At 69.7% G+C, this 24,429-nt stretch carries 21 protein-coding genes and 5 tRNA genes; 11 read left to right on the plus strand and 15 right to left on the minus strand.

Features of this window, described 5'->3' with window-relative positions; translation table 11 throughout:
- Nucleotides 1-5 precede the first annotated feature (5 nt).
- The gene (leuC, locus tag BN159_RS13865) at nucleotides 6-1,436 is read right to left on the minus strand and encodes a 3-isopropylmalate dehydratase large subunit (RefSeq protein WP_015657609.1); all 1,431 of its coding nucleotides are present in this window, start codon (nucleotides 1,434-1,436) and stop codon (nucleotides 6-8) included.
- Between the two features lie 191 nt (nucleotides 1,437-1,627).
- On the opposite strand from leuC, the gene ndgR reads away from it, so the two are divergent.
- Nucleotides 1,628-2,344, plus strand: a complete 717-nt coding sequence (gene ndgR / locus BN159_RS13870; RefSeq protein WP_010984119.1) for an IclR family transcriptional regulator NdgR — start codon at nucleotides 1,628-1,630, stop codon at nucleotides 2,342-2,344.
- 68 nt (nucleotides 2,345-2,412) lie between these two features.
- On the opposite strand, the gene BN159_RS13875 is transcribed toward ndgR, so the two are convergent.
- Nucleotides 2,413-2,931, minus strand: a complete 519-nt coding sequence (locus BN159_RS13875; RefSeq protein WP_015657610.1) for a DUF4188 domain-containing protein — start codon at nucleotides 2,929-2,931, stop codon at nucleotides 2,413-2,415.
- An 86-nt stretch (nucleotides 2,932-3,017) separates the two neighbouring features.
- Here BN159_RS13875 and BN159_RS13880 point away from each other — a divergent pair, with 86 nt between their 5' ends.
- Complete coding sequence (locus BN159_RS13880; RefSeq protein ID WP_015657611.1) at nucleotides 3,018-3,662, plus strand: MerR family transcriptional regulator; 645 nt, start codon at nucleotides 3,018-3,020, stop codon at nucleotides 3,660-3,662.
- Between the two features lie 48 nt (nucleotides 3,663-3,710).
- On the opposite strand, the gene BN159_RS13885 is transcribed toward BN159_RS13880, so the two are convergent.
- From BN159_RS13885 to BN159_RS43910, 9 genes are all read right to left on the minus strand, one after another.
- A tRNA-Glu gene (locus tag BN159_RS13885) sits at nucleotides 3,711-3,783 on the minus strand.
- Between the two features lie 29 nt (nucleotides 3,784-3,812).
- A tRNA-Gln gene (locus BN159_RS13890) sits at nucleotides 3,813-3,884 on the minus strand.
- Nucleotides 3,885-3,904: 20 nt separating this feature from the next.
- Nucleotides 3,905-3,977: transfer RNA gene (locus BN159_RS13895), tRNA-Glu, on the minus strand.
- 29 nt (nucleotides 3,978-4,006) lie between these two features.
- Nucleotides 4,007-4,079: transfer RNA gene (locus tag BN159_RS13900), tRNA-Glu, on the minus strand.
- A gap of 21 nt (nucleotides 4,080-4,100) precedes the next feature.
- Nucleotides 4,101-4,172: transfer RNA gene (locus BN159_RS13905), tRNA-Gln, on the minus strand.
- A 91-nt stretch (nucleotides 4,173-4,263) separates the two neighbouring features.
- Nucleotides 4,264-4,995, minus strand: a complete 732-nt coding sequence (locus BN159_RS13910; RefSeq protein WP_015657612.1) for an HAD family hydrolase — start codon at nucleotides 4,993-4,995, stop codon at nucleotides 4,264-4,266.
- Nucleotides 4,996-5,090: 95 nt separating this feature from the next.
- Nucleotides 5,091-6,575, minus strand: a complete 1,485-nt coding sequence (gene gltX / locus BN159_RS13915) for a glutamate--tRNA ligase (RefSeq protein WP_015657613.1) — start codon at nucleotides 6,573-6,575, stop codon at nucleotides 5,091-5,093.
- Complete coding sequence (locus tag BN159_RS13920; protein WP_015657614.1) at nucleotides 6,568-7,344, minus strand: fumarylacetoacetate hydrolase family protein; 777 nt, start codon at nucleotides 7,342-7,344, stop codon at nucleotides 6,568-6,570. The genes gltX and BN159_RS13920 overlap by 8 nt, the downstream gene beginning before the upstream one ends.
- Nucleotides 7,345-7,413: 69 nt before the next feature.
- On the minus strand, nucleotides 7,414-7,602 hold the full coding sequence (locus BN159_RS43910; protein ID WP_078598799.1) for a hypothetical protein: 189 nt from the start codon (nucleotides 7,600-7,602) through the stop codon (nucleotides 7,414-7,416).
- 567 nt (nucleotides 7,603-8,169) lie between these two features.
- Between BN159_RS43910 and BN159_RS13925 the strand changes: the two genes are divergently transcribed.
- From BN159_RS13925 to BN159_RS13960, 8 genes are all read left to right on the plus strand, one after another.
- Nucleotides 8,170-11,865, plus strand: a complete 3,696-nt coding sequence (locus tag BN159_RS13925) for a sensor histidine kinase (RefSeq protein ID WP_015657616.1) — start codon at nucleotides 8,170-8,172, stop codon at nucleotides 11,863-11,865.
- 9 nt (nucleotides 11,866-11,874) lie between these two features.
- The gene (locus BN159_RS13930; RefSeq protein WP_004983056.1) at nucleotides 11,875-12,288 is read left to right on the plus strand and encodes a roadblock/LC7 domain-containing protein; all 414 of its coding nucleotides are present in this window, start codon (nucleotides 11,875-11,877) and stop codon (nucleotides 12,286-12,288) included.
- Between the two features lie 112 nt (nucleotides 12,289-12,400).
- Nucleotides 12,401-12,799, plus strand: a complete 399-nt coding sequence (locus BN159_RS13935; protein WP_015657618.1) for a DUF742 domain-containing protein — start codon at nucleotides 12,401-12,403, stop codon at nucleotides 12,797-12,799.
- Nucleotides 12,780-13,355 carry a GTP-binding protein gene (locus BN159_RS13940; RefSeq protein ID WP_015657619.1) on the plus strand — a complete coding sequence of 192 codons (576 nt, stop codon included), beginning with the start codon at nucleotides 12,780-12,782 and terminating at the stop codon, nucleotides 13,353-13,355. Before BN159_RS13935 ends, BN159_RS13940 begins: the two co-directional genes overlap by 20 nt.
- A gap of 378 nt (nucleotides 13,356-13,733) precedes the next feature.
- The gene (locus tag BN159_RS13945; RefSeq protein ID WP_015657620.1) at nucleotides 13,734-16,940 is read left to right on the plus strand and encodes a sensor histidine kinase; all 3,207 of its coding nucleotides are present in this window, start codon (nucleotides 13,734-13,736) and stop codon (nucleotides 16,938-16,940) included.
- A gap of 10 nt (nucleotides 16,941-16,950) precedes the next feature.
- The gene (locus BN159_RS13950; protein WP_004983065.1) at nucleotides 16,951-17,364 is read left to right on the plus strand and encodes a roadblock/LC7 domain-containing protein; all 414 of its coding nucleotides are present in this window, start codon (nucleotides 16,951-16,953) and stop codon (nucleotides 17,362-17,364) included.
- Between the two features lie 96 nt (nucleotides 17,365-17,460).
- Nucleotides 17,461-18,045 carry a DUF742 domain-containing protein gene (locus BN159_RS13955; protein ID WP_015657621.1) on the plus strand — a complete coding sequence of 195 codons (585 nt, stop codon included), beginning with the start codon at nucleotides 17,461-17,463 and terminating at the stop codon, nucleotides 18,043-18,045.
- A complete protein-coding gene (locus BN159_RS13960) occupies nucleotides 18,026-18,607 on the plus strand; it encodes a GTP-binding protein (RefSeq protein WP_015657622.1) in 582 nt (193 codons plus the stop codon). The genes BN159_RS13955 and BN159_RS13960 overlap by 20 nt, the downstream gene beginning before the upstream one ends.
- Before the next feature lie 176 nt (nucleotides 18,608-18,783).
- On the opposite strand, the gene BN159_RS13965 is transcribed toward BN159_RS13960, so the two are convergent.
- The 3 genes from BN159_RS13965 to BN159_RS13975 all read right to left on the minus strand — a co-directional run bounded on the left by BN159_RS13965 (nucleotide 18,784) and on the right by BN159_RS13975 (nucleotide 23,063).
- Complete coding sequence (locus BN159_RS13965) at nucleotides 18,784-18,972, minus strand: acyl-CoA carboxylase subunit epsilon (protein ID WP_015657623.1); 189 nt, start codon at nucleotides 18,970-18,972, stop codon at nucleotides 18,784-18,786.
- A 46-nt stretch (nucleotides 18,973-19,018) separates the two neighbouring features.
- Nucleotides 19,019-20,602 (minus strand): acyl-CoA carboxylase subunit beta, encoded by a 1,584-nt coding sequence (locus tag BN159_RS13970; RefSeq protein WP_015657624.1) that lies wholly within the window; start codon nucleotides 20,600-20,602, stop codon nucleotides 19,019-19,021.
- Between the two features lie 154 nt (nucleotides 20,603-20,756).
- Complete coding sequence (locus BN159_RS13975) at nucleotides 20,757-23,063, minus strand: polysaccharide lyase 8 family protein (RefSeq protein WP_015657625.1); 2,307 nt, start codon at nucleotides 23,061-23,063, stop codon at nucleotides 20,757-20,759.
- A gap of 127 nt (nucleotides 23,064-23,190) precedes the next feature.
- On the opposite strand from BN159_RS13975, the gene BN159_RS13980 reads away from it, so the two are divergent.
- A complete protein-coding gene (locus tag BN159_RS13980) occupies nucleotides 23,191-23,790 on the plus strand; it encodes a YceI family protein (protein WP_015657626.1) in 600 nt (199 codons plus the stop codon).
- Nucleotides 23,791-23,874: 84 nt separating this feature from the next.
- Here BN159_RS13980 and BN159_RS13985 read toward each other — a convergent pair whose 3' ends face one another.
- Nucleotides 23,875-24,429, minus strand: a complete 555-nt coding sequence (locus BN159_RS13985) for a YdeI/OmpD-associated family protein (RefSeq protein ID WP_015657627.1) — start codon at nucleotides 24,427-24,429, stop codon at nucleotides 23,875-23,877.

Here is a 24,429-nt window from a genome sequence, read left to right on the forward strand (position 1 = left end):
ACTTCTCAGACTCCAGCGGGCGTACGGGTCTCGGCGTCGGACAGATCGGCCGGGGAGGCCAGGTGGCCCAGCACGGCGGTGGCGGCCGCGACCTGCGGCGACACCAGATGCGTACGGCCGCCCTTGCCCTGCCTGCCCTCGAAGTTGCGGTTGGAGGTGGACGCGGAGCGCTCACCGGGGGCCAGCTGGTCGGGGTTCATGCCGAGGCACATCGAGCAGCCCGCGTGCCGCCATTCGGCGCCGGCCTCCTTGAAGACCACGTCCAGGCCCTCGGAGACGGCCTGGAGACCCACCCGCGCGGAGCCGGGGACGACCAGCATCCGTACGCCGTCGGCGACTTTGCGGCCCTTGACGAGTTCGGCGGCGGCGCGCAGGTCCTCGATGCGGCCGTTGGTGCAGGAGCCTACGAAGACGGTGTCCACCTTGATGGAGCTGAGCGGCTGACCGGCCTCCAACCCCATGTATTCCAGGGCCTTTTCGGCGGCCAGGCGCTCCGAAGCGTCTTCGTACGAAGCAGGGTCGGGGACGGACGCCGAAAGCGGCGCGCCCTGACCGGGGTTGGTACCCCAGGTGACGAACGGCGACAGTTCGGCGGCCTCGATGACGACCTCGGCGTCGAACTCGGCGTCCTCGTCCGTCTTCAGGGTCTTCCAGTACGCGACGGCCGCGTCCCAGTCCTCGCCCTTGGGGGCGTGCGGACGGCCCTCCAGGTAGTCGAAGGTGGTCTGGTCGGGGGCGATCATGCCCGCGCGGGCACCGGCCTCGATGGACATGTTGCAGATGGTCATCCGGGCCTCCATCGAGAGCTTCTCGATGGCGGAGCCGCGGTACTCCAGGACGTAGCCCTGGCCGCCACCCGTGCCGATCCTGGCGATGATCGCCAGGATCAGGTCCTTGGCGGTGACGCCGTCGGGCAGTTCGCCGTCGACCGTGATGGCCATGGTCTTCGGGCGGACCAGCGGCAGCGTCTGGGTGGCCAGCACATGCTCGACCTGAGAGGTGCCGATGCCGAACGCGAGGCCGCCGAAGGCGCCGTGCGTGGAGGTGTGGGAGTCGCCGCAGACCACGGTCATACCGGGCTGGGTCAGACCCAGCTGCGGGCCGACGACGTGCACGACGCCCTGCTCGACGTCGCCCAGCGGGTGCAGCCGCACGCCGAACTCGGCGGCGTTCTTGCGCAGCGTCTCCAGCTGGACCCGGGAGACCGGGTCGGCGATGGGCTTGTCGATGTCGAGGGTCGGGGTGTTGTGATCCTCGGTGGCGATGGTCAGGTCGAGCCGGCGGACCTGGCGGCCGCTCTTGCGCAGACCGTCGAAGGCCTGCGGGCTGGTCACCTCGTGCAGCAGGTGCAGATCGATGAAGAGGAGATCGGGCTCGCCCTCGGCGCGCCGGACGACGTGGTCGTCCCAGACCTTCTCCGCGAGTGTCCTACCCATCGCTTTCCCTCCGGCCGGCAAAGGTGTGCCCGGCCCAACTAGAGATCTTCCGGAAGCGGCGCCCGCACCCCTGGATCACCGGGCAGCCGCCGCCAGGCCCGTTGGTCTGCGGGCCGCTGTGTCTCCAAGGGTTGCGCGTCTCACGAAAAAAGGAACTTGCGTTTCACAGAGTGAGACGTGAGTATCGTTTCATGGACAACAGTAGCGGCGTCGGCGTTCTGGACAAGGCAGCCCTTGTCCTGAGCGCCCTGGAGTCCGGGCCTGCCACCCTCGCGGGGCTTGTGGCGGCCACCGGACTCGCACGACCCACGGCCCATCGTCTGGCCGTGGCATTGGAACACCACCGTATGGTGGCGCGCGACATGCAGGGCCGTTTCATTCTCGGCCCTCGGCTGGCGGAGCTGGCCGCGGCGGCCGGCGAGGACCGTCTCCTCGCCACGGCGGGCCCGGTCCTCACCCACCTCCGCGATGTCACGGGCGAGAGCGCCCAGCTCTATCGCCGCCAGGGCGACATGCGCATCTGCGTCGCCGCGGCGGAGCGCCTGTCCGGCCTCAGGGACACGGTCCCGGTCGGCTCGACGCTCACGATGAAGGCGGGCTCCTCCGCCCAGATCCTCATGGCCTGGGAGGAGCCCGAGCGCCTGCACCGCGGCCTCCAGGGCGCCCGCTTCACGGCGACGGCCCTGTCGGGCGTACGGCGCCGCGGCTGGGCCCAGTCGATCGGTGAGCGCGAGCCGGGCGTGGCCTCGGTCTCCGCGCCCGTGCGCGGCCCCTCCAACCGCGTGGTGGCCGCCGTGTCGGTCTCCGGCCCCATCGAGCGCCTGACCCGCCACCCGGGCCGGATGCACGCGCAGGCGGTCATCGACGCCGCCGGCCGCCTCTCCGAGGCCCTGCGCCGCACCGGCTGACCTCCGGACGACGCCGAGGGGGACCTGCCTCAACGCCGCGGCAGGCCCCCCTCGACTCCCCCCTTGGGTCAGGCAGTCTCCTTGTGCGCCTCGGCCGTCCGGTGCGCGAACCGGTCCTTCGCGGTGCGCCCGCGCCGCTCCAGGGGCACCTGCCCGTGCGCCGCGGCGAGCCCGAAGGCCGGCATGTCCGCGTAGATGGACTCGTACGAGCCCTCGGGCACCACATAGGCCTCGTGCCAGAGCCCCACGTGCCCGCGCGGCTTGCCCTCGCGTTCCTTGCGGTTGATGATCGCCCACGCCTTGTGGTGCAGCATCCGCGGCGAGTGCGCGTAGGCGTAGAGCTTCTCCTTGGACTCCCAGTACTGCACCACGTAGTACGTCCGCGGTGACGCGGTGAGCAGGACGTGGCTGAGCAGTCCCTGGCTGCGGTCCTTGCTCAGCTCGCGCAGCATCCGCGGCATCGCCGCGAGCACCGGCAGCCAGTGGTGCACCGCCCAGAAGCGGTTGATGCGCATCCCGATGAGCAGGACCACGACATCGCCCTTGGCATCCGCGGTCGTACGCTCCAGCACCGGCTTCGTCACCATGCGACCCCTCCCCCATATTGGATAGCTGAACTATCCTTTTGGTCGGTGCTTGGATAGTGGCACTGCCCAAGGAAAGGCGTCAAGGGATGCGGCTGGCCGAACTCAGCGAGCGCAGCGGTGTGTCCACCGCGACGATCAAGTACTACCTGCGTGAGGGCCTGTTGGCGCCGGGTCACCAGATCAACGCGACGACGGCCGAGTACGACGAGGAGCATCTGCGCCGGCTGCGGCTGGTACGCGCGATGATCCAGGTCGGCCGGGTGCCGGTGGCGACGGTCCGGGAGGTGCTGGGCCATGTCGACGACGACTCCCTGCCCCGCACCATGCGCCTGGGCGCCTCGGTGTGGGCACTGCCACAGGTGCCGGAGCCGGACGCGGACGACGAGTTCGTGCAGGGCGCGCGGATCGCGATGGAGGAGCTGCTCGCCAAGCTGGGCTGGTCCCACGCGCAGTCCCTGACGACGCTCTCGCCCTCCTTCCGCTCCCTCGTGGTGGCGGCGGCCGCGCTACGGCGGATCGGTTACGAGTGGAGCATCGAAACCCTCGTGCCCTACGCCCGGCTGATGCACCAAGTGGCCGAGCTGGACATGGAGTTCATGGAGTCGCATGTGACGGAGGCCGAGAAGGCGGAGGTCGCGGTGCTGGGCGTGGTGCTGGTCGAGCCGATGCTCAGGGCGCTGCACCGGCTGGCCCAGGAGGAGGAGTCCTCGCGGCGGTACGGCTTGGAGTAGGCAACGCGAAAGGCCCTCCACCGCGAGGTGAAGGGCCTTTGCCGGATGTACCCCCGACCGGATTCGAACCGGCGCTACCGCCTTGAGAGGGCGGCGTGCTAGGCCGCTACACAACGGGGGCGTTGGACACTGCGTTTCCGCAGGTCCGAGCTGGTCTACCTGGACTCGAACCAAGACTAACTGAACCAGAATCAGTCGTGCTGCCAATTACACCATAGACCAATGTGGTTTAGACCAGACAGTACCCCCGACCGGATTCGAACCGGCGCTACCGCCTTGAGAGGGCGGCGTGCTAGGCCGCTACACAACGGGGGCCCTAGCGATCATCTCGAAGGAGATCACCGTACCCCCGACCGGATTCGAACCGGCGCTACTGCCTTGAGAGGGCAGCGTGCTAGGCCGCTACACAACGGGGGCGTTGCAGATAAGCTCTGCGAGCTGGCCTACCTGGACTCGAACCAAGACTAACTGAACCAGAATCAGTCGTGCTGCCAATTACACCATAGGCCACTGGAACGCAAGCCCCAGAGGGGATTTTGTTCTAGCTTGCGCCTCCGTTCACCGGCCTTTCGGCCCGCTCCTCGGCGGCGCAGAAAGAACATTACCCGAAGGTGGACGGGGCTCCAAAACGGGTATCCGAGCCGAGGATCGCGGGGAGTTCGGCGAGGGTGCCGATCCGGTGCGGGCCGACAGGTGCGTCGGCGCCGGCGGACGCGGTGCCGCGATCGATCCAGACGGACAGCAGTCCGGCGTCGGCGGCGCCCCGCCCGTCGATCTCCGGATGGTCCCCGACGTACGCCACCTGGTGCGGGGGCAGACCCAGCGCCTCGCAGGCCGCGAGGAAGGCGGCGGCCTCGGGCTTGGAGACACCGAGTTCCGCGGCGCACAGGATCGCCTCGAACCGGTCGTGCACACCGAGAACCCGCAGCTTGCGGTCCTGGACGTGCAGGCTGGAGTTGGACAGCACGGCATGCCGATGACTGCCGGCGAGAGAGTCCAGCACCGGCAGGACGTCCGGGAAGAGCGCCCAGGCTGCCTCGTAGTGCGCCAAGTACCGCTGGAACCAGTCATCGGCCTCGGCGTCGCTCAGCTCCGCGTCCAGGAACACCCGCACCCGGTCGCGCCGCTGCCCCTCGAAGCTCGCCTCGCCCGCCGAGAACCGCGCCCACTGCCGGTCGGTGATCTCCCGCCACCGGTCGAGAGCCTGCTCCGCGGTGCCGTACCGGCCCATCAGTCCCTCGGCCACCAGATGCGCCCGCATGCCCTCGCGGTCCGCGGTCGTGTAATCGAAGAGGGTGTCGTCAACGTCCCAGACCACGGCGCGAATGCTCATGGGTCCGACCGTAACTCCGGGGCGGTACGCGCGTCCCGGCAATGCCGGAGGGGCGGCCCCGTTCTCCGGGTGCCGCCCCTCACCTGTGGCTCGGGTCACGCAGCGAGCTTCGCCAGTGCCGCGTCGATGCGGGTCAGCGTCGTCTCCTTGCCCAGGACTTCCAGTGACTCGAAGAGGGGGAGGCCGACCGTGCGGCCGGTGACGGCCACGCGGACCGGGGCCTGGGCCTTGCCGAGCTTGAGGCCGTGGGCCTCGCCGGCGGTCAGGACGGCCTCCTTGAGGGACTCCGGGGAGGCCCAGTCCGCCGACTCCAGGTTCTCGCGGGCCGTACGGAGCATGGCGTCGGAGCCCTCCTTCATCGCCTTCGTCCAGGACGGCTCGTCGAAGACCGGCTCCGCCAGGAACAGGAAGTCGACGTTGTCCGTGATCTCCGAGAGGACCTTCAGACGGGTCTGGGCGTGCGGGGCGATCGCCTGCCACTTCGACTCGTCGAAGTCCTCCGGGGCCCAGGGGGCGTGCGGGGCCTTCAGCCAGGGGGCGCAGCGCTCGGTGAAGTCCTTCACATCGAGCATGCGGATGTGGTCGCCGTTGATCGACTCGCACTTCTTCAGGTCGAAGCGGGCCGGGTTGGGGTTCACGTCGGCGATGTCGAAGGCCGCGACCATCTCGTCCATCGTGAAGATGTCCTGGTCGGCCGAGAGCGACCAGCCCAGCAGGGAGAGGTAGTTGAGCAGGCCCTCGGGGAGGAAGCCGCGCTCGCGGTAGAGGTTCAGCGAGGACTGCGGGTCACGCTTCGAGAGCTTCTTGTTGCCCTCGCCCATGACGTACGGCAGGTGACCGAAGGAGGGAATCTGCTTCGCGATGCCGAGCTCCATCAGCGCCTTGTACAAGGCGATCTGACGGGGCGTCGAGGAGAGCAGGTCCTCGCCGCGCAGGACGTGCGTGATCTCCATCAGGGCGTCGTCGACCGGATTGACGAGCGTGTAGAGCGGGGCGCCGTTCGCGCGGACGATGCCGTAGTCCGGGACGTTCTCCGCGGTGAAGGTCAGTTCGCCGCGGACCAGGTCGGTGAAGGTGATCGTCTCGTCGGGCATCCGGAAGCGGACGATCGGCTCGCGGCCCTGGGCCTGGTACTCGGCGACCTGCGCCGCGGAGAGGTCGCGGCAGTGGCCGTCGTAGCCGGAGGGCTTGCCGGCCGCGCGGGCGGCCTCGCGGCGGGTGTCCAGCTCCTCCTGGGAGCAGTAGCAGCGGTAGGCGTAGCCGCCGTCCAGCAGCTTCTGCGCGACGTCCTTGTACAGGTCCATGCGCTGCGACTGGCGGTAGGGCGCGTGCGGGCCGCCGATCTCGGGGCCCTCGTCCCAGTCGAAGCCCAGCCAGCGCATCGAGTCCAGCAGCTGGTTGTACGACTCCTCCGAGTCGCGGGCCGCGTCGGTGTCCTCGATGCGGAAGACCAGAGTGCCGCCGTGGTGCTTGGCGAACGCCCAGTTGAACAGGGCGGTGCGGACCAGGCCCACATGGGGGTTGCCGGTCGGCGACGGGCAGAAACGGACGCGGACGGGGGAGGCGGGTGCGCTAGCCACGCTTGACAACCTTGTTGGTGAGAGTGCCGATGCCTTCGATGCTGACGGAGACCTCGTCGCCGACAGCGAGGGGGCCGACCCCCGCGGGGGTGCCCGTGAGGATCACGTCGCCGGGGAGCAGCGTCATGGCCTCGGTGATGTTGACGATCAGATCCTCGATGGAGTGGATCATCTCGCTGGTGCGGCCGAGCTGCCGCTGTTGCCCGTTGACCGTGAGCTGGACGGTCAGGTCGGAGGGGTCCAGGTCGGTCTCCACCCAGGGGCCCAGCGGGCAGGAGGTGTCGAAGCCCTTGGCCCGGGCCCACTGCTTCTCGCGCCGTTGTACGTCGCGGGCGGTGATGTCGTTGGCGCAGGTGTAGCCGAGGATCACGTCCTTGACGCGTTCGCGCGGGACCTCGCGGCACATCCGGCCGATGACCACGGCCAGCTCGGCCTCGTGGTGCAGTTCCTCGGAGAAGGAGGGGTACTGGATCTCGTCGCCGGGGCCGATGACGGAGGTCGAGGGCTTGAAGAAGGCGAAGGGCGCGTCCGGGACCTCGTTGCCCAGTTCCTTCGCGTGCTCGGCGTAGTTGCGGCCGAAGGCCACGACCTTGTTGGGGAGCACCGGGGGCAGCAGCCGCACCTTGCTGAGCGGGACCTTCGTGCCGGAGAGCTCGAATTCCGCGAACGGGATGCCCTTGATGATGTCGAGGACGAGTTCGTCAGGCTTGTCGCCCTCGACCGCGCCGAAGGCGACGTTCCCGTCGATGGAGAATCTGGCGATGCGCACGGGGCCCCTTTGAAGCGGCTGGAGACTGACGCTCCAGGCTAACGCGGCCGGGGCGGCCCGCTCGCGGCATTACTCCGCTGCGGTGGCGGCGAGGGGCAGCTGGTCCAGGACCGTGCGGCGCGGGTTCGCGGTCTGGGTCGGGAGATCGACGGAGTGCTCCGGCCGCTCCGGGGTGCGCAGGTCGTCGGCGCCGTCGAGGTGGGCCAGCGTCGTGCGCCGCGGGTTGGCTATGGTGCGGATCATCATCGTCGTCTTCACGGTTGTACGCAGCCCTGTTCGTGTGCGGTGGGAGAGTTGGCAGATCGCGCCCTCTTGTAAAGCGCCAGGCTAAACATCCGATTCCCCGGGAAAGCCGTGAAGACCCCATGACCTGCGTGTGAGTTTGCTCACGGGTTCAGACTCAAACCGGTCAAATCAGGCCCACAACCCACCCTAATGAAACGGACATTAGCGACCTGAAGCCATCATTCCGCTCCTGATCATGAGGACTGGGACACCCCCCGCCCCTAAGCAACTCGCTCCAATACGTCCGTTTTAGGGTGGATCACTTTCTACGTCGGGTGACTCAGCACTCACAAGGCGTCACCTAGGTCACGGCTCGGTCCACGGCCCTTGTTGGAGATCCTGCACTGTGCTGGAATTCCACGGACCGCCGCAGGTTCGTGCCGGCGCGCAGGGCGCAACAGCGCCGAGCGGCGGCGGAAGGGGGAGCCAGCGCCGGTCACTCACGACCATCAGGGGACGTAATTCAGGACGTCCTCTACTACGCCGACACCGTCCTGTCCGTTCATTCGGAGGGGGCCTGGTCCAGAGGTTGCGACGCTAGTGCAGGGACGATTCAAGAGGGATGGCAGTGCTTCGGCGGAGCCGGAGCTGCACGGCGGGACTGGCCCCAATGCCGGCAGTCCCTCGCCCCAGCACGCCCAGAACCCGGGCTCGGCCGCGTCCGCTGACGGCGCTCCGGGTGGCTCGGGTCCGGCGAGCCCCACGGCCCCGGCGGTCAAGCCGCCGAAGGGTCCCACCAACCCGGGTCCGCGAATAGCCCTGCGCAACTGGCGTATCTCCACGCGCCTGGTGTCGCTGCTCGCTCTTCCGGTCGTCGCGGCCACGTCGCTGGGCGCTCTGCGTATCAGCGACTCCATGGACGACATGCAGCAGCTCGACAACATGAAGCTGCTGACGGACATGACCAAGCAGGCCACCGAGCTGGCCGCCGCGCTCCAGGAGGAGCGCGACCAGTCCGCGGGTCCGCTGGCGCACGGCGAGAAGGCCACCGGCTACACGGTCAAGGGCTACACCGACAAGACCGACCGGCTGCGCGAGAACTTCATCGAGTCCGCCGAAGAGGTCGACACCTCCGACGGCAACCTCCAGGGCGTCCACGACACCCTCGTCGGTGTCGTCCGTGACCTGCGCACGCTCAGCAGCATCCGCCGCGACGCCTACCAGGCCGAGGACAACTCCACGCAGACGGTCGAGGCCTACCACCGGCTGATCGAGCACCTGCTGGACCTCTCCCAGGACATGGCCGAGGCGACCAGCAACCCCGACATGATCCAGCGCACCCGTGCGCTGGCGGCCTTCTCCTCCGCCAAGGAGTACGCCTCCATCCAGCGCGCGGTGCTCGCCGCGGCCCTGCCGGTGAACACCAAGGCCACCGGCGACCTCTCGGACAACGACCGGCTCTACGCCCAGTCGGCGCTGGCCAGCCAGACCTCCGAACTCGCCAGCTTCAAGGCGATCTACGGCGGTGAGGGCGCCGCCGAGCTGCTCAAGCCGGTCGAGGAGGGCAACTCCACGATCCAGGCCACCGACACCTACGGCGACCGCGCCATCACCAGTGGTCTGGCCACGGTGGACCGGCGCTCGTACAAGGACTGGGTGGACGACAGCTCGATCAAGATCGAGCAGATGGGCAACATCGAGCGCACGCTCCTGGAGCAGATGGAGCAGAAGGCCCGCGAGCTGCGCAACGACTCCGAGCGCGACGCGATCATCTCCGGTGTGCTGATCCTGCTCGTGCTCGGTGTGTCCCTGGTCGGCGCCTTCGTCGTGGCCCGCTCCATGATCCGCTCGCTGCGCAGGCTCGAGGAGACCGCCACCAAGGTCGCCTCGGACCGACTGCCCGAGCTGGTCAAGCAGCTGTCCGAGTCCGACCCGCAGGACGTCGACACGTCCGTGGAGTCGGTCGGTGTGCACTCCCGGGACGAGATCGGCCGAGTGGCCGCGGCCTTCGACGACGTGCACCGCGAGGCGGTCCGCCTCGCCGCCGAGCAGGCCCTTCTGCGGGGCAACGTCAACGCGATGTTCACCAACCTCTCGCGCCGCTCCCAGGGTCTTATCCAGCGTCAGCTGTCGCTGATCTCCGAACTGGAGTCCCGCGAGGCCGACCCGGACCAGCTGTCCTCGCTGTTCAAGCTCGACCACCTCGCGACCCGCATGCGCCGTAACGGTGAGAACCTCCTCGTTCTCGCCGGTGAAGAGCCCGGCCGCCGCTGGACCCGCCCGGTCCCGCTGGTCGACGTGCTCCGCGCCGCCGCGTCCGAGGTGGAGCAGTACGAGCGCATCGAGCTGGCCTCGGTGCCGACCACCGAAGTGGCCGGCCGTGTGGTCAACGACCTCGTGCACCTGCTCGCCGAGCTGCTGGAGAACGCGACCTCGTTCTCCTCCCCGCAGACCAAGGTCAAGGTCACCGGTCACGCGCTGCCCGACGGCCGGGTGCTGATCGAGATCCACGACACCGGTATCGGCCTCTCCCCCGAGGACCTCGCGGCGATCAACGAGCGGCTCGCCTCGCCGCCCACCGTGGACGTCTCCGTCTCCCGCCGCATGGGCCTCTTCGTGGTCGGTCGTCTGTCGCAGCGGCACGGCATCCGCATCCAGCTGCGTCCGTCCGACTCCGGTGGTACGACCGCGCTGGTCATGCTCCCCGTCGATGTCGCCCAGGGCGGCAAGAAGCCCGCTCCGGGCAAGCCCGGCCAGGGTTCCTCCGGCGGTCCCGCCGCCGCGCAGGCCGCCGCCGGTGCCGCCGCCGCGCGTCGGCAGAGCGGTGCCGTCGGTGCCGGATCGCCCAGCGCGGGTGCCCTCGGTGGCGGTGCCTCCGGTGGTCTGCTCGGTGCCGGTCAGGGACCGCGCGCCGCGCTGCCCGGCCGTGATTCGGCCGGCCGTCCCGGCGGCCCGCGTGGACCGCAGGCTCCGGCCGGACCTCCGCAGGGCCGTCAGGCTCCGCAGTCCCCCGTCGGCTTCGGGCAGCAGGCGCCCGGCGCCACGCAGGGCCTCCAGGCCGCGGGCTCCGGTGCCCCGGACGCCTTCGGTGGGCGTCCCACGGCATCGGCGTCCCAGGGTCAGGACGCCTTCGGTGGCGGCCGTCCCACGCCGCCCGCCCCGCAGCAGTCCGCGAGCAACAAGGCCGAGCAGGGCGGCGGTGGCCGTCGTAACCGTCGGCCGCAGCTGCCGGGCACCCGCCGCGGCCCCCGGGCCGAACTGCCGGGCGCCGGTGCCGGTCAGCCGCGCACGCCGAGCTGGAGCGACGAGAACGCCCAGCCGCCGGTGCCGCGCGCCTCGCTGGACACCCCGCGCGGCCATGACGAGCAGGACCCGGCGCAGACCTCGCGGATGCCGCGGATCGACGACCGGCAGGGCCCGGCCACGACGGCCGAGATGCCCGCGGTCCCGCGCGGCGACGGCCGCCAGGCCCCGTCGTACGACTCCCCGCAGAACACCGGCCAGTACCAGCGGCCGAACGTTCCGCAGGGTCAGCAGACGGGCGAGTACGCCCGCCCGGACCTCTACGGCCCGGCGGGCAACCAGTCCACGGGGCAGTTCCCGGCTCCGCAGGGCTACAACAACGGCTCGGCACAGGGCTACGACGGCAGCTCGACCGGACAGCACTCCCTGCCGGGACAGCAGAACCCGTCCACCACGGGCCAGTTCCAGCGGCCCCAGGCGGGCGGTCCGGCCGACTACAGCCCCCCGCGTCCGCCGGCCCCGCCGCGTCCGCAGGCACGCCCGACCCGTCCCGAGCCCGAGGCGCTGCCGCCGGCGGCCGGTCCCGGTGACGGACGGACGCCGCTGTACGACACCCTGGAGACCAACTGGTTCCACGGCCAGCAGCAGGCACAGCAGGGCCATGGGCAGCAGCCCAACGGCTCGGCGCCCGCTCCGGCCCAGGCACCGCAGTCCCAGGCCCCCCACACTCCTCCCGCTCCGCAGCGCCCGGCCGCCACCGGCACCTGGCGCAGCTCGCCGAACGACGACCTCGTCCGGCAGGCAGAGCGGGTCCGCCAGCCGGCCGCGGGCGGGGTCACCACCTCCGGCCTGCCCAAGCGGGTGCCCAGGGCGAACCTCGTCCCGGGCACGGCTCAGCAGCAACAGCACCAAGCCGGTCCGCAGGTCTCGCGTGCGCCTGATGACGTACGTGGACGGCTGACCAATCTCCGTCGGGGTATCGCGCAGGGTCGTCAGGCCGGCAACGGTCAGACCGGCAGCTTCCCGAGCCCCACTCACCAGCAGGAGCGTTAGTTGAGTCAGATGAGCCAGGCGGCACAGAACCTCAACTGGTTGATCACCAACTTCGTGGACAACACCCCCGGGGTGTCCCACACCGTCGTCGTGTCCGCCGACGGACTTCTGCTGGCGCTCTCGGAGGGATTCCCGCGCGACCGTGCCGACCAGCTGGCGGCCGTCGCGTCCGGACTGACCTCGCTGACCGCCGGTGCCTCCCGGATCTTCGAGGGCGGCAACGTGGCACAGACGGTCGTGGAGATGGAGCGAGGATTCCTTTTCCTCATGTCCGTCTCCGACGGCTCTTCCCTGGCCGTGCTCGCGCACCCCGAGTGCGACATCGGCCTCGTCGGCTACGAAATGGCGCTGCTGGTGGACCGGGCGGGTGCGGTGCTCACGCCCGATCTCCGTGCCGAGCTGCAAGGCAGTCTGCTCCACTGACCCACCTCGGATCCACCCGCCTCACCAAATCACCGTCAGGCCGACACAGTCCCCCCACCGGCCCCGTTCAGACGGCACGACTGACCCACATGCTGTCCCGCCCGGAGGATTCATGACCCCGCCCAACGCCTCTCATGATCCGTACGCGGAGCCGTACGAGGATGAGGGCGACCAGCCGCTGGTACGTCCCTATGCGATGACCGGCGGCCGGACCCGGCCGCGCTACCAGCTGGCCATCGAGGCCCTGATCAGCACCACGGCCGACCCGGCAGCGCTCATGGGGCTGCTCCCGGAGCACCAGCGCATCTGCCATCTGTGCCGTGAGGTCAAGTCGGTCGCCGAGGTCTCGGCGCTGCTGTCGATGCCTCTCGGTGTGGCCCGGATCCTCGTCGCCGACTTGGCGGAGGCCGGGCTTGTCGCCATTCACCAGCCGGGCGGCGACGAGAACAACGGCGGCGCTCCGGATGTGACGCTGCTCGAAAGGGTGCTCAGTGGACTTCGCAAGCTCTGACGGAGGCCGGGCGACCACCTCCGCGAAGATCGTGGTGGCGGGCGGCTTCGGCGTCGGCAAGACGACGTTCGTCGGCGCCGTCTCCGAGATCAACCCGCTGCGCACGGAGGCTGTCATGACGTCCGCGAGCGCGGGCATCGACGACCTCACCCACACCGGGGACAAGACGACCACCACGGTCGCCATGGACTTCGGACGTATCACCCTGGACCAGGACCTGATCCTGTACCTCTTCGGTACGCCCGGCCAGGACCGCTTCTGGTTCATGTGGGACGACCTGGTGCGCGGCGCGATCGGCGCGGTCGTGCTGGTCGACACCCGGCGCCTGGCCGACTGCTTCCCGGCGGTCGACTACTTCGAGAACAGCGGCCTGCCGTTCGTCGTGGCCCTCAACGGCTTCGACGGGCACCAGCCGTACGCGCCCGAGGAGGTGCGCGAGGCCCTTCAGATCGGCCCCGACACCCCCATCATCACGACGGACGCCCGGCACCGCTCCGATGCCAAGAGTGCGTTGATCACGCTGGTCGAGCACGCGCTGATGGCACGACTGAGGTAGGTAACGAAATCGGCGGCCGCGTACGGCGGTTGTCGTAGATGTCCCGGAGCCGGCTGTGGCCTTTGACACGGTCGGCTTCGGTGTTCATAACGTTTCGGCAGAGGAATCGAGTGGTACCGCCACGCGTCGCGGTCAACCGGTCTCGCTGTGCGCACAAAGGCCCCGTCTTTTGACGGGGCTCGCTCTGTATGACCGTTTTATCCAGGGCTTACATCACGTGGAAAGATCGCTTCCGCATGTTTGGAAGTGCGCAGGTCCACGTGCTGGAATGCCTGAACTGCCCAATAGTCAATGACGTACTCATCAGTCGATGAGGTACTGGGCTCTGAGACACTGCGGCACAACGTAGGTGCCGACCGCCGGAAGGTTGTTGGTCGAGTGAGGCGAAGCAAGAACGGTCCCGAGCCGTCGGCCCGGGGCAACTTCACCCCGCCGCCGCGCGGAGCGGCGCCCGCCCCTGTGCCCGGTCCCGAGCCGACGGCCGCGCCTGCTCCGAGCGGCGGCCGTCTCTCCCCGCGCAACTGGCGCGTGCCGACGCGGCTGAACGCGATTCTGCTCATACCCGTGCTGGTCGGCCTGGTCATGGGCGGCTTCCAGGTGAAGAGCTCGATCGACACCTGGCAGGAGGCCGAGGACGCGGAGAACACCGCGCGTCTGGTGCGGGCCTCCCTGAACTACGCGGACGCGCTCTACAACGAGCGTGACGTCACCGCCGCGCCGCTGCTGAAGGGCTCCGCCCAGACGGCGAAGGACAAGGCGACCGTCACCGCGACCCGCAAGGCGACGGACGACGCGGCCGACCTCTTCGACGAGGCGACGCAGAGCATGCCGGAGAAGGCGGGCCTCGAGCGCCGTCTGTCACTGTTCCGCAAGGTCGAGCCGCAGCTCCAGACCCTGCGTGAGCGCGCGTACACCACCAAGCTCACCGGTGTGGAGACCGAGGAGGGCTACGTCAGCGTCGCCCACCCGCTGACCGAGTTCGCCAACGAGCTCGGCCTCGGCACCGGAAACATCACCTCGTACGGCCGTACGGTCTACGCGATGGAGCTGACCAAGGCGGCCCTGTCGCTCCAGCGCTCCATCGGTATGCACCTGCTGGTCCAGCCGGGCCCCGGCACCGGCAGCTTCACCAGCCAGAAGGTCGCCCTGTCCTCGTACGCCTACCTGGAGGGCATCGCCGTCCAGGAGTACATCGGTGGTGGCACCGAGGCGGACGCGCAGAAACTCAAGGACGCCGAGGCCGACATCCGCACCAAGGGCGCGGCGCTGGCCAAGCAGGCCAAGGCCGAGAACCCGGACTACGTGTCGCCGCCGGAGAAGACCACCGACATGGTCCGGGCGGTCGCGGGTCTGAAGACCACCGACCCCACCGAGCGTCTTGGGCTGGCCCAGAAGGGCGTCACCGCCGAGAACTGGTGGGCGGTCAACACCCTCAAGTACGACGCCTACCGGCAGATCGAGTCGGACATGGCCGACGCCGCGGTGAACGAGGCCGCGACGATCGCCGACGACGCCAAGCGTGACGCCTTCATCGTGGGTGCCGCCGTCGTGGTCGCCCTGCTCGCCGCGTTCATCCTGGCCGGCATGGTCGCCCGCCAGATGTCCCGCTCGATGCGCCAGCTGCGCAACGCCGCCTTCGGCATCGCCGAGCAGCGGCTGCCGATGCTGGTCGACCAGCTCTCGCGCACCGACCCCGGCCGGGTCGACACCCGGGTGGCGCCGATCCCGATCACCACCACCGACGAGATCGGCGAGGTCGCCCGCGCCTTCGACCAGGTCCACCGCGAGGCCGTCCGGCTCGCCGCCGAGCAGGCCCTCCTGCGGGGCAACATCAACGCGATCTTCACCAACCTGTCGCGCCGCAACCAGTCGCTGATCGAGGGCCAGCTGACCCTGATCACCGACCTGGAGAACAACGAGGCCGACCCGGACCAGCTGGAGAACCTCTTCCGCCTGGACCACCTCGCGACCCGTATGCGCCGCAACGGCGAGAACCTCCTGGTCCTCGCCGGCGAGGAGCCCGGCCGCCGCTGGGACCAGCCGGTCCCGCTGGTCGACGTGCTGCGCGCCGCCTCCTCCGAGGTGGAGCAGTACGAGCGCATCGAGCTCTCCGGCGTCCCGGAGGCCGAGATCCACGGCCGCGCCGTGACCGACCTCGTGCACCTGCTGGCCGAGCTGCTGGAGAACGCCACCACGTTCTCCTCCCCGCAGACCAAGGTCCGCGTCACCGCGACCCGTCTCCCGGACGGCCGCGTCATGGTCGAGATCCACGACAAGGGCATCGGCCTGACCGCCGAGGACTTCGCGGACATCAACCACAAGCTGGCCAACCCGCCGACCGTGGACGCCGCGATCTCCCAGCGCATGGGTCTGTTCGTGGTCGGCCGGCTGTCCGACCGGCACGGCATCCGGGTCCAGCTGCGCCCCTCGGGCGAGCAGGCCGGTACCACCTCGCTGGTCATGCTCCCCGACGCGATCACCCACGGTGGTGGTGGCGAGACGGCGCCGATGCAGGACGAGTTCACGGTCTCGCAGATCATCCCGGAGCAGCACTTCCAGGGTGAGGACTTCAGCAACCGCCAGCCGATGCGCACGGCGGCCGAGCTGGGCTTCGACGACAGCCGCTACGAGGTCCCGGACGACATCCGCGATCTGGACCCGGTCGGCCGCTCCCTGATGCGCGAGGAGCGCCGGGCGGCCCTGGAGGCCCAGACGACCGGCCAGCCGCCCGCTCTCGAGGGCCCCGAGGAGGGCGCGTACGACGAGTACGCCGGGCAGCGCGGCTACGACAACAACGGTGCGGGCTTCCCCGAGCAGCAGGGGGCGTACGACCAGCAGACGTCGTACGAGGAGCCCCAGCAGCCGGCGTACGAGGAGCAGTACTACGCGCCGAACGGCGGCCTGCCGCAGAACGACGCCTTCTCGTCGAACGGCGGCTACCCCGAGCCGGGCTATGCGGAGCCGGTCCAGGGGGCGCCCGCGGCCGCGCACGCCCCCGCCCCGGAGTCCTTCCCGGCCTTCGAAGAGCAGCGCTACCAGGACGACTGGCCGCAGCAGGACGACGTCCGCGGCAGCTACGCCGACCATTACGCTCCGGAAACGGAATCTCCGCAGGCCGCTGACACAAATGAGCGCGACCGCGTAGGCTTCGAGCGTCCTGGATCGGCTGCCTCCGCCCCCCACACGCTGACCGACGCCGGGCTGCCCCGCCGCGGATCCGCTGCGGGCGGCACGAACGGCGCCCGGCCCGCGAAGCCGGAGACGCCGGCCCCCGCGGACAACTCCGGCGACTCCGGCTGGCGTTCGGCGAACGACGACCGCTGGCAGCAGGCGTCGGCGCTCCGTAAGCCCAAGGCGGGCGGAGTCACCTCCTCCGGTCTGCCCCGGCGGGTGCCCAAGGCCAACCTGGTCGAGGGAGCCGCCGAAGCCACCCCCCAGGGCGGCCCACAGGTCTCCCGCGCTCCCGAGGACGTCCGGGGCAGGCTGAGCAACCTGCGCCGCGGTGTCCAGCGGGGTCGCAGTGCGGGAAGTGAAACGAACGGTCAGGGCTTCAATCCTGACAGCACCTACAACCAGGAGCGTTAGTGTGAGCCCGATGAGCCAGGCGGCACAGAACCTGAACTGGTTGATCACCAACTTCGTGGACAACACCCCCGGGGTGTCGCACACGGTGGTGGTCTCCGCCGACGGACTCCTTCTGGCGATGTCCGAAGGCTTTCCGCGCGACCGCGCCGACCAGCTTGCGGCCGTCGCCTCCGGTCTGACCTCGCTGACCGCCGGTGCCTCGCGCATCTTCGAAGGCGGCAGCGTGAACCAGACGGTTGTGGAGATGGAGAGGGGATTCCTCTTCATCATGTCCATCTCCGACGGTTCTTCGCTCGCGGTTCTCGCCCACCCGGAGGCGGACATCGGCCTCATTGGGTACGAGATGGCCCTTCTGGTCGACCGTGCAGGTACGGTCCTTACCCCGGATCTGCGTGCGGAGCTCCAAGGGAGCCTTCTCAACTAACAGACAGACGGTGCGTTTTGGCGTCCCGTGGCCGTAAGGTTTCGGGACGCGGCTTCCACGTGATGGGTGCCCGGCACAGTCGGAGGAGGAGAGAAAGTGGCAACACCCCCAGACGGTTCGTCATCGGGCAATTGGTCGTACGGCCCTGCCCAGGGCCAGAACGACGGTTCCCAGAACCGGTACAACTTCCCCTCCGCGCCGAGCCAGCAGCGGCATCAGCAGCCGTACGCGCCGCAGGGCCCGCAGGGTCCCGGACCGTACGACCAGCCGCAGACGCCGCGCATCCAGCCGGTGCAGCCGCAGCGCCGCGCCCCTGAGCCGACGCCCGCCGGGGCGTCGAACAACCCCCTGGTGCGCCCGTACGCCATGACGGGCGGCCGCACCAGGCCGCGCTACCAGCTCGCCATCGAGGCGCTGGTGCACACCACCGCGCAGCCGCACCAGATGCAGGGCCAGCTGCCCGAGCATCAGCGGATCTGCAACCTCTGCCGGGAGATCAAGTCGGTGGCCGAGATCTCGGCCCTGCTCACGATCCCTCTCGGCGTGGCCAGGATCCTCGTCGCCGACTTGGCGGAGGCGGGCCTGGTCGCCATCCATCAGCCCGGCGGCGACGAGAACGCCGGCGGCCAGCCAGACGTGACACTGCTCGAAAGGGTGCTCAGTGGACTTCGCAAGCTCTAGCGGCGGTCCTTCCCGCTCCACCACCTCCGCGAAGATCGTGGTGGCGGGCGGCTTCGGCGTGGGCAAGACCACGTTCGTCGGCGCCGTCTCGGAGATCAACCCGCTGCGCACAGAGGCCGTGATGACGTCTGCTTCGGCGGGCATCGACGACCTCACCCACACCGGAGACAAGACGACCACCACGGTCGCCATGGACTTCGGACGTATCACCCTGGACCAGGACCTGATCCTGTACCTCTTCGGTACGCCCGGCCAGGACCGCTTCTGGTTCATGTGGGACGACCTGGTGCGCGGCGCGATCGGCGCGGTGGTCCTGGTCGACACCCGGCGCCTGGCCGACTGCTTCCCGGCGGTCGACTACTTCGAGAACAGCGGTCTCCCCTTCGTGATCGCGCTGAACGGGTTCGACGGAAATCAGCCGTACAACCCGGACGAGGTCCGCGAGGCCCTTCAGATCGGTCCCGACACCCCGATCATCACGACGGACGCCCGGCACCGCGCCGACGCGAAGTCCGCGCTGATCACGCTGGTCGAGCACGCGCTGATGGCTCGCTTGCGGTAGGTAGATGTTCTTGCGGCCACTGGGCTGCCACGGACGGTTTTTCTGCCGTCTGCGGCAGCCCAGTGGCTTGTCGCGCCCGCGCGGCGGAGCCGCATATCGATACAGCCCCGCGCCCCTCAAAAACGCTCAGGGCCCCCTCTCAAAAGAGGGGGCCCTGAGTCGTCGTGGCCTGAGGCTCAGTGCCAGCTGTGCGGTGCCCGGAAGCCGGGCTCGCGCTCCAGGCGGCGCCAGCCGGCCTTCGGGCGGCCCCGGTGGGCCGGAGGCGTCGGCTGGGCGGCCGCACGGGCCAGCAGGATGGCCGTGATGGCGGCGACTTCCTCGGGCTCGGCGTGGCCCTTCTCAACGCGAATGTCAGGGAGGTTCATGGGTGTCAGTCTCCGTGAGAGAGGTTTCCGCAGCGGTACCGGTGGGTTACTGCGGGGGGTTGCCGTGCTTGCGGGAGGGGAGGTCGGCGTGCTTCGACTGGAGCATCGCCAGGGACCGGATCAGTACCTCGCGGGTCTCCGCCGGGTCGATCACGTCGTCCACCAGACCGCGCTCGGCGGCGTAGTAGGGGTGCATGAGCTCGGACTTGTACTCCTTGACCATGCGGGCCCGCATGGCCTCGGGGTCCTCGGCCTCCGCGATCTGTCGCCGGAAGATGACGTTGGCGGCACCGTCGGCGCCCATCACGGCGATCTCGTTCGTCGGCCACGCGTAAGTGAGGTCCGCGCCGATGGACTGGCTGTCCATGACGATGTAGGCACCTCCGTACGCCTTGCGCAGGATCAGCGAGATCCGCGGGACGGTCGCGTTGCAGTAGGCGTACAGCAGCTTCGCGCCGTGGCGGATGATCCCACCGTGCTCCTGGTCTACACCAGGCAGAAAGCCGGGTACGTCCAAAAGGGTGAGAATCGGGATGTTGAAGGCGTCACACATCTGGACGAAACGGGCCGCCTTCTCCGAGGCCTCGATGTCCAGGACGCCCGCCAGGCTCTGCGGCTGATTGGCGACGATGCCGACGACCTGGCCGTCCAGCCGGGCCAGCGCGCAGATGATGTTCCGCGCCCAGCGCTCGTGGACCTCCAGATAGTCGCCGTCGTCGACGATCTCCTCGATGACCTTGGCCATGTCGTAGGGGCGGTTGCCGTCCGCCGGGACCAGGTCGAGGAGCACGTCACCGCGGCGGTCCGCGGCGTCGGAGGCCTCCACCCGCGGCGGGTTCTCGCGGTTGTTCTGCGGGAGCAGGGACAGGAGGTACCGCACCTCGGCGATGCACGTCTCCTCGTCGTCGTAGGCGAAGTGGCAGACGCCCGAGGTCTCGGCGTGCACGTCCGCGCCGCCCAGGCCGTTCTGGGTGATCTCCTCGCCCGTCACCGCCTTGACCACGTCCGGTCCGGTGATGAACATCTGCGAGGTCTCGCGGACCATGAACACGAAGTCCGTGAGCGCCGGGCTGTACGCCGCGCCGCCCGCGCAGGGGCCGAGCATGACCGAGATCTGCGGGATGACGCCGGACGCCTTGGTGTTGCGCTGGAAGATGCCGCCGTAACCGGCGAGCGCCGAGACGCCCTCCTGGATACGCGCGCCCGCACCGTCGTTGAGCGACACCAGCGGAGCGCCCGCCGCGATGGCCATGTCCATGATCTTGTGGATCTTCGTGGCGTGGGCCTCGCCCAGCGCGCCGCCGAAGATGCGGAAGTCATGGGCGTAGACGAAGACCGTGCGGCCCTCCACCGTGCCCCAGCCGGTGATGACACCGTCGGTGTAGGGCTTCTTGGCCTCCAGGCCGAAGCCCTGGGCGCGGTGCCGGCGGAGCTGTTCGACCTCCTGGAAGGTGCCCGGGTCGAGCAGCAGCTCGATCCGCTCCCGGGCGGTCAGCTTGCCCTTGGCGTGCTGCGCCGCGGTCGCCTTCTCGCTGGGACCGGCCAGTGCCTGGGCACGGATCTCGTGCAGCTCGGCGACCCGGCCGCGCGCGTCCGTCGGCTCACCCGTGGTCTCTTCCAAAACGGTCATGTAGTGACCTTACGAAGCCCGCCAAGGAAAGCGGGCCGTCGACTCCGTACAGTCTCCGGCCCGTTTTCCTGGTACCCCTGAACAGAACCGTGGCGGCATGCAGCCGTTCCGACTGCTCAGGGGGTCCGGCGCTTGTAGAGGTCGCACAAACCGGTCAGCTGAGAGCCACCTCACATTCATGGCTCGCACATGCCCTCCCCGGAGTGACACGGACGCGCAGTCGGCGGCCCGTGGCGAGCACCTCGACGGTGTCGTCGGCCCGGACGACCGAGCGCACCGGACGGTCCCAGGTGATCTCCAGCGGGGCGCCGGTGCGGGGCGGCTCGCCGACCGAGAGGGTAGCGGTACGGCCGTCGCGGCGGACCAGGACGCTCGCCGCCGTGGACGCGGTGAGCGGGCCCGCGCTACCGGCCCGCCAGAAGTTCGCCGCGGTCAGACCGAGTGAGGGGACGCGGACCGCCTGGCATCCGGTGTCGTTGGCGAGGACCGACAGCCAGTGGCGGTCGGCGGCGCGGGCGGCGACCGTGCGGCGGGGGGCGCCGGGCATCAGGACGTACAGGTAATCGGCGTCCTCTGGATCGGCGCCGTGGTCGAGCCACAGGGTCTGCCAGCGTCGGGTGCGCCGCTCGGTCGTACCGCCGGTGTTGATGTCGGACCAGGCGCCCGTGCGGTCCTCGCGGAGGGTGCGCAGCCGGCCGTCGGGTACCAGCCAGCCGCCGTGGCCCTCCAGGTGGGCCCAGCCGTCGCCGCGTACGAAGGCCGCGTCGCCGTTCTCCCCGAGGTTCCGGTTGTCGACCACCGTCTCGACGGGGACGCCGTCGGCGCAGGTGATCCCGGCGCCGAGACAGATCACCGCGTCCGCGACGCAGAACCATGACTTACGGGCCTGGAGGTTGGAGCCGAGGCCCTTCAGGTGCTGTCCGACGGCGGCGTACTCGCCATCGGTCACGCCGCCGACCCAGCGCGCGTCGGGCCTCGGCTCGCCCCATTCGCCACCGGCACGGTCGGGCAGGCGCCGGGTGGAGACCGTGGTCCCCGGGAGCCGGTACCAGTCGACGGTCGGCCAGAACCAGTCGGTGTACTGGCCGCCCTGTCCCGGCACCCACCAGGAGAGCATTCCGGCGCCGGTGTGCCAGCCGCGTGGGTTCTCGCCGTTGCCGCACTCGTAGTGGGCGACGCGGTCACTGGCCATGGCGATGCTCGCGACGAAGCCGGGGCGACGGTGGACGGCTCGGTCCATGGCGGCGAAGAGGTGGTGGCCGACGGGTTCGGGCGCCGCGGGGACGGCGGAGTCCGCGATGGAGTGCAGCCGGGCGAGATCGGCGACCGGGAACTGCCGTGCGGTCAGGACCGGGGAGACGGTGTCCCGCTCGATCCAGCCCTTGATCCTCCCGTACCAGCGCTCCCGCTCCGCCGGGCTCGCGCCGCCCGCCAGCAGCGCGAAGGCGGCGATGACGCCGTGCCCGTGGAAGTGGTCCCCGCGCAGGATCTGCCGCTCGTCGCTCTTGAGGTGTCCCCGGCTGATGGCGCGCCCGTTGACGCCGTCCATGATCAGCCCGTCATGGATCAGCGGGGCGAAGGCGTGCTCGACGCTGTCGAGTACGAGCTGCCGGTTCGGGTCGGTCACCTCCCAGGGCGAGCCGGCGAGCAGGGCGAAGAGCCGTCCGAGCCCGTCGAGGAGGACCTGTCCGTAGGTGCCCGAGTAGGCGACCCGGGTGTGCTGGACGAAGGAGCCGTCCGCGTAGAGGCCGTCTCCCTTCGTCACGTACGGGAACACCGGGGAGAGCGCGTCCCGGGCGAGGGCGATCTTGGCCGGTTCCCGGCCGAGGATGCCGCGCAGGGCGACGGAGCGGCACAGGTCGACGCGGTTGGCGCCGGTGGAGGTGCCGGAGTAGTCGGCGAGCGCGGAGTCCGGGACGAAGTGGTCGACGGCGGCGCAGGCCGCTGCCCGCCGGTCGTCGGTGAGGTGGTCGTGGAGGGCGAGGGCGATGTCCATCAGCAGGCGGGGGCTGCCGATCTGCCATTCCCACCAGTTGCCGTAGCGGGTGGTGGAGGGGTTGTAGACGGTGGCGGAGAGGTGGTCGAGCCCGCGGAGGATGTCGGCGAGCAGCTCCGGGTCCCCGGTCGATCCGGTGCCGGTCTTGAGGTACGCCTGGGTCATGGTCCACAGGCGGCTGTAGCTCTGGGTGATGCCGGCGGGCGGGTCGTAGGGGTGGCCGGGCCACAGGGAGGTCGCGGCGGGCGCCATCGTGTTCCGGAAGCCGCGGGCGAGGGTGCCGGTCTCGGCGAGCCGGGAGGCGTACGGCTCTGCGGTGGGGTCGTAGCCGGTACCGAGGGCGAGTTCGAGCCAGCGATGCCGGAGCGCGTCGTAGGAGTCGTAGGCGCCCTCGGACCGTCCCGCGCCGGCCGCGGTGAGGCTCAGGGCGGCGGCCAGGAACAGCGCCCGGCGATTCATGCGCATGACCTCTCCTGCCCTGGGAGTGGTTCTCCGAACACTCCCGCGACGTTGTTGAAATCTGAACGGAATAGGTCTACCGTCATCCGTGTTGGGTAGTTCAACATTCAACATCGTCCCCAAGGAGAACGTCGTGAGCATCTTCGGCCGCAAGACCACCGTCGAGACCCCCGCCGCCGTCAGCGCCGACCTGGCCGCCCTGACCGGCGAGTACACCATCGACACCGCCCACTCCACGCTCGGTTTCGTGGCCCGCCACGCCATGGTCACCAACGTCAAGGGCAAGTTCCTGGACTTCACCGGCTCGCTGAACCTGGACGGCTCGGACCCGTCCAAGTCCACCGCCTCCCTCGACGTGAAGATGGACAGCATCGACACCGGTTCCGCGGACCGTGACGGCCACCTCAAGAGCGCGGACTTCTTCCGGACGGACGAGCACCCGACCATGACCTTCCGCTCCACCAAGGCGGAGGCCCTGGGCGGCGACGACTACCGCATCACCGGTGACCTGACGATCCTCGGCACCACCAAGTCGATCACCATCGACCTGGAGTTCAACGGCGCAGCGAAGGACCCGTTCGGCAACGAGCGCGTCGGTTTTGAGGGCAAGGCGGAGCTTCTGCGCTCCGAGTTCGGCCTGACCTGGAACGCGGCCCTGGAGACGGGTGGCGTCCTGATCTCCGACAAGATCAAGCTGAACTTCGACATCTCGGCGATCCGCAACGCCGCGTAACGCCACCGCGTAACACCCCCCGAGCGCGCCCGCCCTCTACTCCCCCGAACGGGAGGGCGGGCGCTCGGCTGTCCGCAAGAAGAGTCAGGACTCCAGCTTCGCGACGGCGGCGGACAGCCGGGCCGCACGGGCTTGGGGCGTACGCGCCTGGAGCAGGCCGAGGATGACCTGGTAGCGGTCGGTCCGGCCCAGCCTCTCGAAGGCCTCCCGCGCCCGGGGACTGCGCTCCAGCGCCGCCGTCAGCTCCTCGGGCACGACGGCGTTCCGCTGCGACTCGTACGCCGCCTCCCACCGCCCGTCCGCCTGTGCCGCCTCGACCTCGGCGAGCCCGGCCGGCCGCATCCGCCCGTCGGCGGTCAGTTCCGCGATCCGCCGCACGTTGACCATCGACCACAGGCTCCCGGGGCGGCGCGGGGTGATCCGCTGGAGGAAGTACGACTCGTCCAGCGCCTTGCGCTGCCCGGTGATCCAGCCGTGGCACAGGGCCACGTCGTTGACCTCGACCCAGTCGACGGACGCGATGCCCGAGCCCTTCTTGGCGACCTTCACCCAGAGCCCGGGATGCGGGGCCGGGTGCGCGGTGAGCCAGGCGTCCAGCGCGTCGACGGAGGCGAACGGGAGGGGTTCAGGGGTGGTCAT

Origin of the sequence: Streptomyces davaonensis JCM 4913 (assembly GCF_000349325.1) — a bacterium.
Taxonomy (GTDB): Bacteria; Actinomycetota; Actinomycetes; order Streptomycetales; family Streptomycetaceae; genus Streptomyces; species Streptomyces davaonensis.

Coding starts and splice junctions, on each gene's coding strand:
- leuC (WP_015657609.1), bottom strand. CDS start 1,436: ATGGGTAGGACACTCGCGGAGAAGGTCTGGGACGACCACGTCGTCCGG.
- ndgR (WP_010984119.1), top strand. CDS start 1,628: ATGGACAACAGTAGCGGCGTCGGCGTTCTGGACAAGGCAGCCCTTGTC.
- BN159_RS13875 (WP_015657610.1), bottom strand. CDS start 2,931: ATGGTGACGAAGCCGGTGCTGGAGCGTACGACCGCGGATGCCAAGGGC.
- BN159_RS13880 (WP_015657611.1), top strand. CDS start 3,018: ATGCGGCTGGCCGAACTCAGCGAGCGCAGCGGTGTGTCCACCGCGACG.
- BN159_RS13910 (WP_015657612.1), bottom strand. CDS start 4,995: ATGAGCATTCGCGCCGTGGTCTGGGACGTTGACGACACCCTCTTCGAT.
- BN159_RS13930 (WP_004983056.1), top strand. CDS start 11,875: ATGAGCCAGGCGGCACAGAACCTCAACTGGTTGATCACCAACTTCGTG.
- BN159_RS13935 (WP_015657618.1), top strand. CDS start 12,401: ATGACCCCGCCCAACGCCTCTCATGATCCGTACGCGGAGCCGTACGAG.
- BN159_RS13950 (WP_004983065.1), top strand. CDS start 16,951: ATGAGCCAGGCGGCACAGAACCTGAACTGGTTGATCACCAACTTCGTG.
- BN159_RS13965 (WP_015657623.1), bottom strand. CDS start 18,972: ATGAACCTCCCTGACATTCGCGTTGAGAAGGGCCACGCCGAGCCCGAG.
- BN159_RS13970 (WP_015657624.1), bottom strand. CDS start 20,602: ATGACCGTTTTGGAAGAGACCACGGGTGAGCCGACGGACGCGCGCGGC.
- BN159_RS13975 (WP_015657625.1), bottom strand. CDS start 23,063: ATGCGCATGAATCGCCGGGCGCTGTTCCTGGCCGCCGCCCTGAGCCTC.
- BN159_RS13985 (WP_015657627.1), bottom strand. CDS start 24,429: ATGACCACCCCTGAACCCCTCCCGTTCGCCTCCGTCGACGCGCTGGAC.